Annotated in this window: 5 protein-coding genes; all 5 read left to right on the top strand. The window is 60.9% G+C overall.

Annotated elements, in window-relative coordinates; translation table 11 throughout:
* A partial coding sequence (locus tag VGG64_02300; GenBank protein HEY1598406.1) for a cytochrome b/b6 domain-containing protein occupies window positions 1-258 on the top strand: 258 nt, incomplete at its 5' end.
* On the top strand, window positions 258-980 hold the full coding sequence (locus VGG64_02295) for a molybdopterin-dependent oxidoreductase (protein HEY1598405.1): 723 nt from the start codon (window positions 258-260) through the stop codon (window positions 978-980). The genes VGG64_02300 and VGG64_02295, both read left to right, overlap by 1 nt.
* A complete protein-coding gene (locus tag VGG64_02290) occupies window positions 977-1,669 on the top strand; it encodes a DUF1223 domain-containing protein (GenBank protein HEY1598404.1) in 693 nt (230 codons plus the stop codon). Before VGG64_02295 ends, VGG64_02290 begins: the two co-directional genes overlap by 4 nt.
* A 69-nt stretch (window positions 1,670-1,738) precedes the next feature.
* The gene (locus VGG64_02285) at window positions 1,739-3,790 is read left to right on the top strand and encodes a thioredoxin family protein (protein ID HEY1598403.1); all 2,052 of its coding nucleotides are present in this window, start codon (window positions 1,739-1,741) and stop codon (window positions 3,788-3,790) included.
* 166 nt (window positions 3,791-3,956) lie between these two features.
* Window positions 3,957-4,598 carry a DUF1109 domain-containing protein gene (locus VGG64_02280; GenBank protein ID HEY1598402.1) on the top strand — a complete coding sequence of 214 codons (642 nt, stop codon included), beginning with the start codon at window positions 3,957-3,959 and terminating at the stop codon, window positions 4,596-4,598.
* The last annotated feature ends 307 nt before the right edge of the window (window positions 4,599-4,905 follow it).

Raw genomic sequence — 4,905 nt, 5'->3', positions numbered from 1 at the left:
CAGCGGCTGCTCTATCTCGGTGTGATCGCGCTCGGCATCCTCGCTGTTCTTACGGGACTCGCGGTCTGGAAGCCCGTGCAGCTTTGGCCACTGTCGGATCTGTTTGGTGGCTTCTTTATATCCCGCGTCGTGCACTTCATTGCCATGGCCGGCATCGTCCTGTTTCTCGCCGTGCATATCTTGCTCGTGGCGATGGTTCCCCGCGTGCTGCCGCCGATGATCACCGGCGGCCGCCTTTCAGATGTGGAGCGGCACTGATGACGACATTCGACCCCGCGCGCCGCCGGCTCTTTGGTCGCGCGCTTGCATTTGGCTCGTTGAGCCTGCTGTCCGCCTGCAATTTCGATGATCCGGACCATCCTGATGTGGCCGATGAGTTCCTACGGCTGATGTCCGGCTGGAACAACGAAGTGCAGACAGCGCTCTTCAACCCGCATACGCTGGCGCCGACTTTCAAGGCTTCACAAATTACCCGCCCCCCAAGGTTCAATGCCTTCTACGACATCACACAGGCGCCACAGGTTGACCTCGCGACCTGGCGCCTCGGACTCGCCGGGCGGATCGGGGACAAGCAGGCGTGGCGCATCGACCAACTCCGCGCCCTGCCGCAGGAGAGTCAAATCACCCGTTTCATCTGCGTCGAGGGGTGGCGAGTGATCGGCCAGTGGAGCGGCGTGCCATTGCGGCATTTTCTGCGCGCGGTGAATGCCGACACGCGAGCGCGGTACGTCTCGTTCAAATGCGCCGATGGATATTACACCAGCATCGATATGGAATCGGCGTTGCACCCGCAAACCATCCTCGCCCTCGATTTCCTTGGCGGGCCGCTCACGGCACCATTCGGCGCGCCGGTGCGGCTGCGCATTCCAACAAAGCTCGGCTTCAAGAATCCCAAATCCATCGTCGCCATGGAAGTCACGAATCAATGGACCGGCGGCTACTGGGAACGACAAGGTTACAACTGGTTCAGTGGATCATGAAAATGCGCATTCTCGCAAGTATCGCTGTTTTTGGGTTGATGACGGGGACGGCGTTTGCCGCGCCGCGGCCGGTCGTGGTGGAGCTATTCACATCGCAGGGCTGTTCCGACTGCCCGCCGGCGGACGCCCTGCTGCGGCATGTTCAGGCGGCAGACCCAGACGTCCTCGCTTTGGACCTGCATGTGACGTACTGGGATAATGCCCTCTGGACCGATCCCTTTTCCCTCCAGGGCGCCACGGATCTCCAGAACCGGTATGCCTCCCTCGGGGGCAGCTCGGAGGTCTACACGCCTGAGGCCGTTGTCGACGGCAAGGTGCAGTTCGTCGGTTCCGATAGCGGCGCCATGGCTGCTGCGATCAGGCAAGCGAAAGCAACGATCGGCAAAGATGGCACGATACCGGTTTCGGTGAGTGCCCCCGACGGCCGGGTCTCGGTTCATGTCGGGCCTGGAACCGGGGGGGCTACTGTATGGCTGTTCGGCTTCGATCCGGAGCGCACGACCAGGGTCCGCGGCGGCGAGAATGGCGGAGCGACGCTGACCGAGGTGAACGTCGTTCGCAGCATAACCACCCTTGGCACCTGGAATGGGGGCGCGCTGCAGAAGGAGATTCCAGCGCCGGCAGGAACGAAGTTCGCTGTTCTTGTCCAACGCCCTGATGGAGAGATCCTTGCTGCCGCACGGGACTGATTGAGTATGGCGCGCCGAAATCTTGTCCCGGCCGGCGAGGCCTTTCATGCAACGAGGGAGTGGGCACCGATGATCCGACGGTTACTCTTTGCCGTGATGCTGATAGGCCCCCTGGCCATACCGATCGTGGCACAGGCCGCCGAGAGCAACCGCTTCGTCAGCCATGAAGACACGGTCTCGGTCGTGTCGGACAGCGACGGCTTTCGTGGTTCACCGGTGAAGCTCGGCTTGCTGTTCCGGCTGTCGAAGGGATGGCACATCTACTGGAAGAATGCTGGTGATGCGGGGGCGCCACCTCAGCTTACCATGACGCAGCCGGACCACAGCTTGGCGGGCGCGTTCGAATGGCCGGCACCTGACTGGCTGGTCGCCAATTCACTCGGCGATTATGTAGTTAGCGGGACTGTGCTGCTGCCATTTTCGGCATCGCTCTCGCAGCCAGTGCCTGCGCAAGGTGTTAACGTGCAGGCTGCTGCTCGCTGGCTCGTCTGCAGCGCCGTTATCTGCGTTCCCCAACAGGCGACGTTCGCACTCCACTTGCCGATGGGTCAAACGCTGTCTTCTGCAGTGGCTCCACTTTTTGCGGCCGCTCGCGCGGCCGATCCCGTGCCCGCGCGTTTCACAACGAAAGTCACGCCGGCCGGGAGGTTGATTGTCAGTGGCCAGGGGCTGGCGCAAGGCGGCGTCAAGGAGGCACATTTTTTCCCGGACCAGGTGGACGCCATCGTCAATGCCGCACCGCAACGCCTAGAGCTTGGACCTAACGGATTTTCGCTGGCTCTGAAGCGACTCAAATGGCGTCCGGGGAGGCCCCTGAACGGCGTTCTCGAGATAACCGATGCAACCGGCGCCAAGCGGGCATTCACGGTTGCCGTGCCGGCGGCCGCTGCACGCTCGGGAACACAAGGTGCCGGACTGACCTGGCTTTGGCCGGCGATCGGAGCGTTGATCGGCGGAATGCTTCTTAACCTCATGCCATGCGTCTTCCCGGTGCTTGCCATCAAGGCATTCGGTGTGGCGAGGCTTGGTGGAGAAGCGAGGTCTTCTGTCCGAGCACAGGCATTGGCCTATACGGCGGGTGTTGTTGTGACAATCTTGGTCATCGGCGGCGTGCTGGAGAGCCTGCGGGCCGCTGGAACGGAGCTAGGCTGGGGCTTTCAACTGCAGTCGCCGGCTTTCGTCACATTTACCATGTGGCTTGTCTTTGGGATCGGATTGAACCTCGCTGGGGTATTTGACTTCAGTTCGCGCTTCTCCGGCATCGGTTCGACACTAGCAGCCCGTGGCGGCTTGGTAGGAAGCTTCGTGACGGGGCTCGTCGCGGTCGCTGTGGCGACTCCCTGCACGGCGCCTTTCATGGGAGCGGCCATTGCGTCCGCCTTGGCCGCCCCGCCCATCTTTGGGCTCGGAATCTTTTTCCTGCTTGGCATTGGGATGGCGTTGCCATTCCTGTTGATTGGCTTCTTTCCTCAATTGGGCCAGCTCCTGCCGCGGCCCGGCCAATGGATGATCGTTGTTCGGCAGATCCTGGCCTTTCCCATGTTCGCGACCGCCGTCTGGCTTCTTTGGGTCGTCGCTCTACAGGCAGGGCCCACAGGGGTTTTTATGGCGGCGGCCGGCGCCGTGCTCCTCGGTTTCGCGCTCTGGTTGCTGAAATTCTCCGGCTGGGTTCCTTTTTCGACAAGGCTCGCAGCCGCGATTGGAACCCTCGCGCTACTGCCGCTCATTACGACTGGGCAAGCAAGCAGCGATATGTCCGGCGATATGTCCAGAGCAAGTACCGTCCCCTATTCCGCCGCAAAACTCACGAGCCTGCGCGCGGCTGGAACGCCGGTCTTGATCGATATGTCAGCAGCCTGGTGCATCACCTGTTTGGTGAACGAGCGGGTCGTGTTGGATTCAGGTGTCGCAAGGGCCGAGATACGCGCGCACCACGTCGTCGTCATGACAGGCGATTGGACCAATCGGGATCCCGCAATAACCGAGTATCTCGAGGCGCAACATCGGGATGGCGTGCCGCTCTACGTTTACTATCCGGCAGACCAGGGAACACCAGTCGTACTTCCGCAAATCCTGACACCCTCCTTGGTACAAAGGACCCTGAACGACGATGCCGGTTGAGATGCCCGTTACGTGAAAAACAATTACGGCCCGGAGGTAGAGAGCGAGGCGCGCGATATGGCCCGGTTGGCAGCTCGAAAAAGCCCATCGCTTGCAGATGCGGTGCGCCTCGGCAAAATCCGGCGGGACATCGGATCGCGATCTGCGTCCGTTCGAGGGCTATCCGATGCCCCATGAATCCTTGATTGATGAGCTCGCGGCGGGCCTGAAGCCCGTTCGCCGGCGGCGTGTTTGGGTTGACCTCGTCGCCGTCGCATTGATTTGCGCGGCGGAGATCATCGTGTTCTTCGCCGTGGGAGCCGCTCGGCCGGATATGCCCATGATGATGAAACAGCCGACCTTCTGGTGGCGGCTCGCGAGCCTGGGGCTGATTGCCGGGATCAGCGGTATCCTGGCGATCCTGTCGTTCGCACCGACCTACTCAGCACGCCGTGACCTGCGGTGGGTATTCTTGATCGTCACGGTTTGTCTTGCTGCAGGCCTATGCTTTGACGCAGGCCCCGACGAGATACGGAGCGTCATCCGTAGGATCGACTGGACCGACGGCGTCCAGTGCGCAGGCAAGATGATAGCCCTGTCGATACCGCCCGTGCTGGCGCTCGGCGTGCTGATGTGTCGCGGCGCACCAATCGACAGGGTCGGGACGGCGTTGCTCGTCGGGATCGCCGCCGCCGCATGGGGGGCATTTATCTTTGTGTTTGCGTGCCCCTTTGATGATCCGTTGTATATCGCCGTCTGGTATAGCGTCGGCTGTGGTACCGTGATCGTGGGGACACGCGCCATATTGCCGCGTCTTGCCCGGTGGTAGCATGAGCGTCGCGGTCGACCGTAAATTCAATGACGCTATTGAACAACAAAATTGTGAGTGACTTCGAGCAACTTAAAAAAACCTAATGAGTGTAACCGCTGTGTCGGCGCGACCGAATTAGCGACAAGGTTGAGACACTTTGGTTCAGCGGCCGACCGCTTCTTCTTCTGCGGGTCGCATCATACAAGAAAGGGAATCATGTCAAATCTTTTTTACGTCGCGGAGAAGGGCGTCGGCTCATATCGGTTGCTCGCGATCCTCCGGTGGGTGATGGTATTAATCTTCGTAGCCTTCGGCATACAGAAAT

It is taken from the genome of Pirellulales bacterium (assembly GCA_036490175.1).
Lineage (GTDB): Bacteria > Planctomycetota > Planctomycetia > Pirellulales > JACPPG01 > JACPPG01.
Note: the sequence above shows the minus strand (reverse complement) of the source record. Positions and strands in the feature narration are given on the sequence as shown.

What these genes read in the sequence shown, in the direction of transcription:
- VGG64_02295 (HEY1598405.1), top strand. Translation starts at nt 258, where the DNA reads ATGACGACATTCGACCCCGCGCGCCGCCGGCTCTTTGGTCGCGCGCTT.
- VGG64_02290 (HEY1598404.1), top strand. Translation starts at nt 977, where the DNA reads ATGAAAATGCGCATTCTCGCAAGTATCGCTGTTTTTGGGTTGATGACG.
- VGG64_02285 (HEY1598403.1), top strand. Translation starts at nt 1,739, where the DNA reads ATGATCCGACGGTTACTCTTTGCCGTGATGCTGATAGGCCCCCTGGCC.
- VGG64_02280 (HEY1598402.1), top strand. Translation starts at nt 3,957, where the DNA reads ATGCCCCATGAATCCTTGATTGATGAGCTCGCGGCGGGCCTGAAGCCC.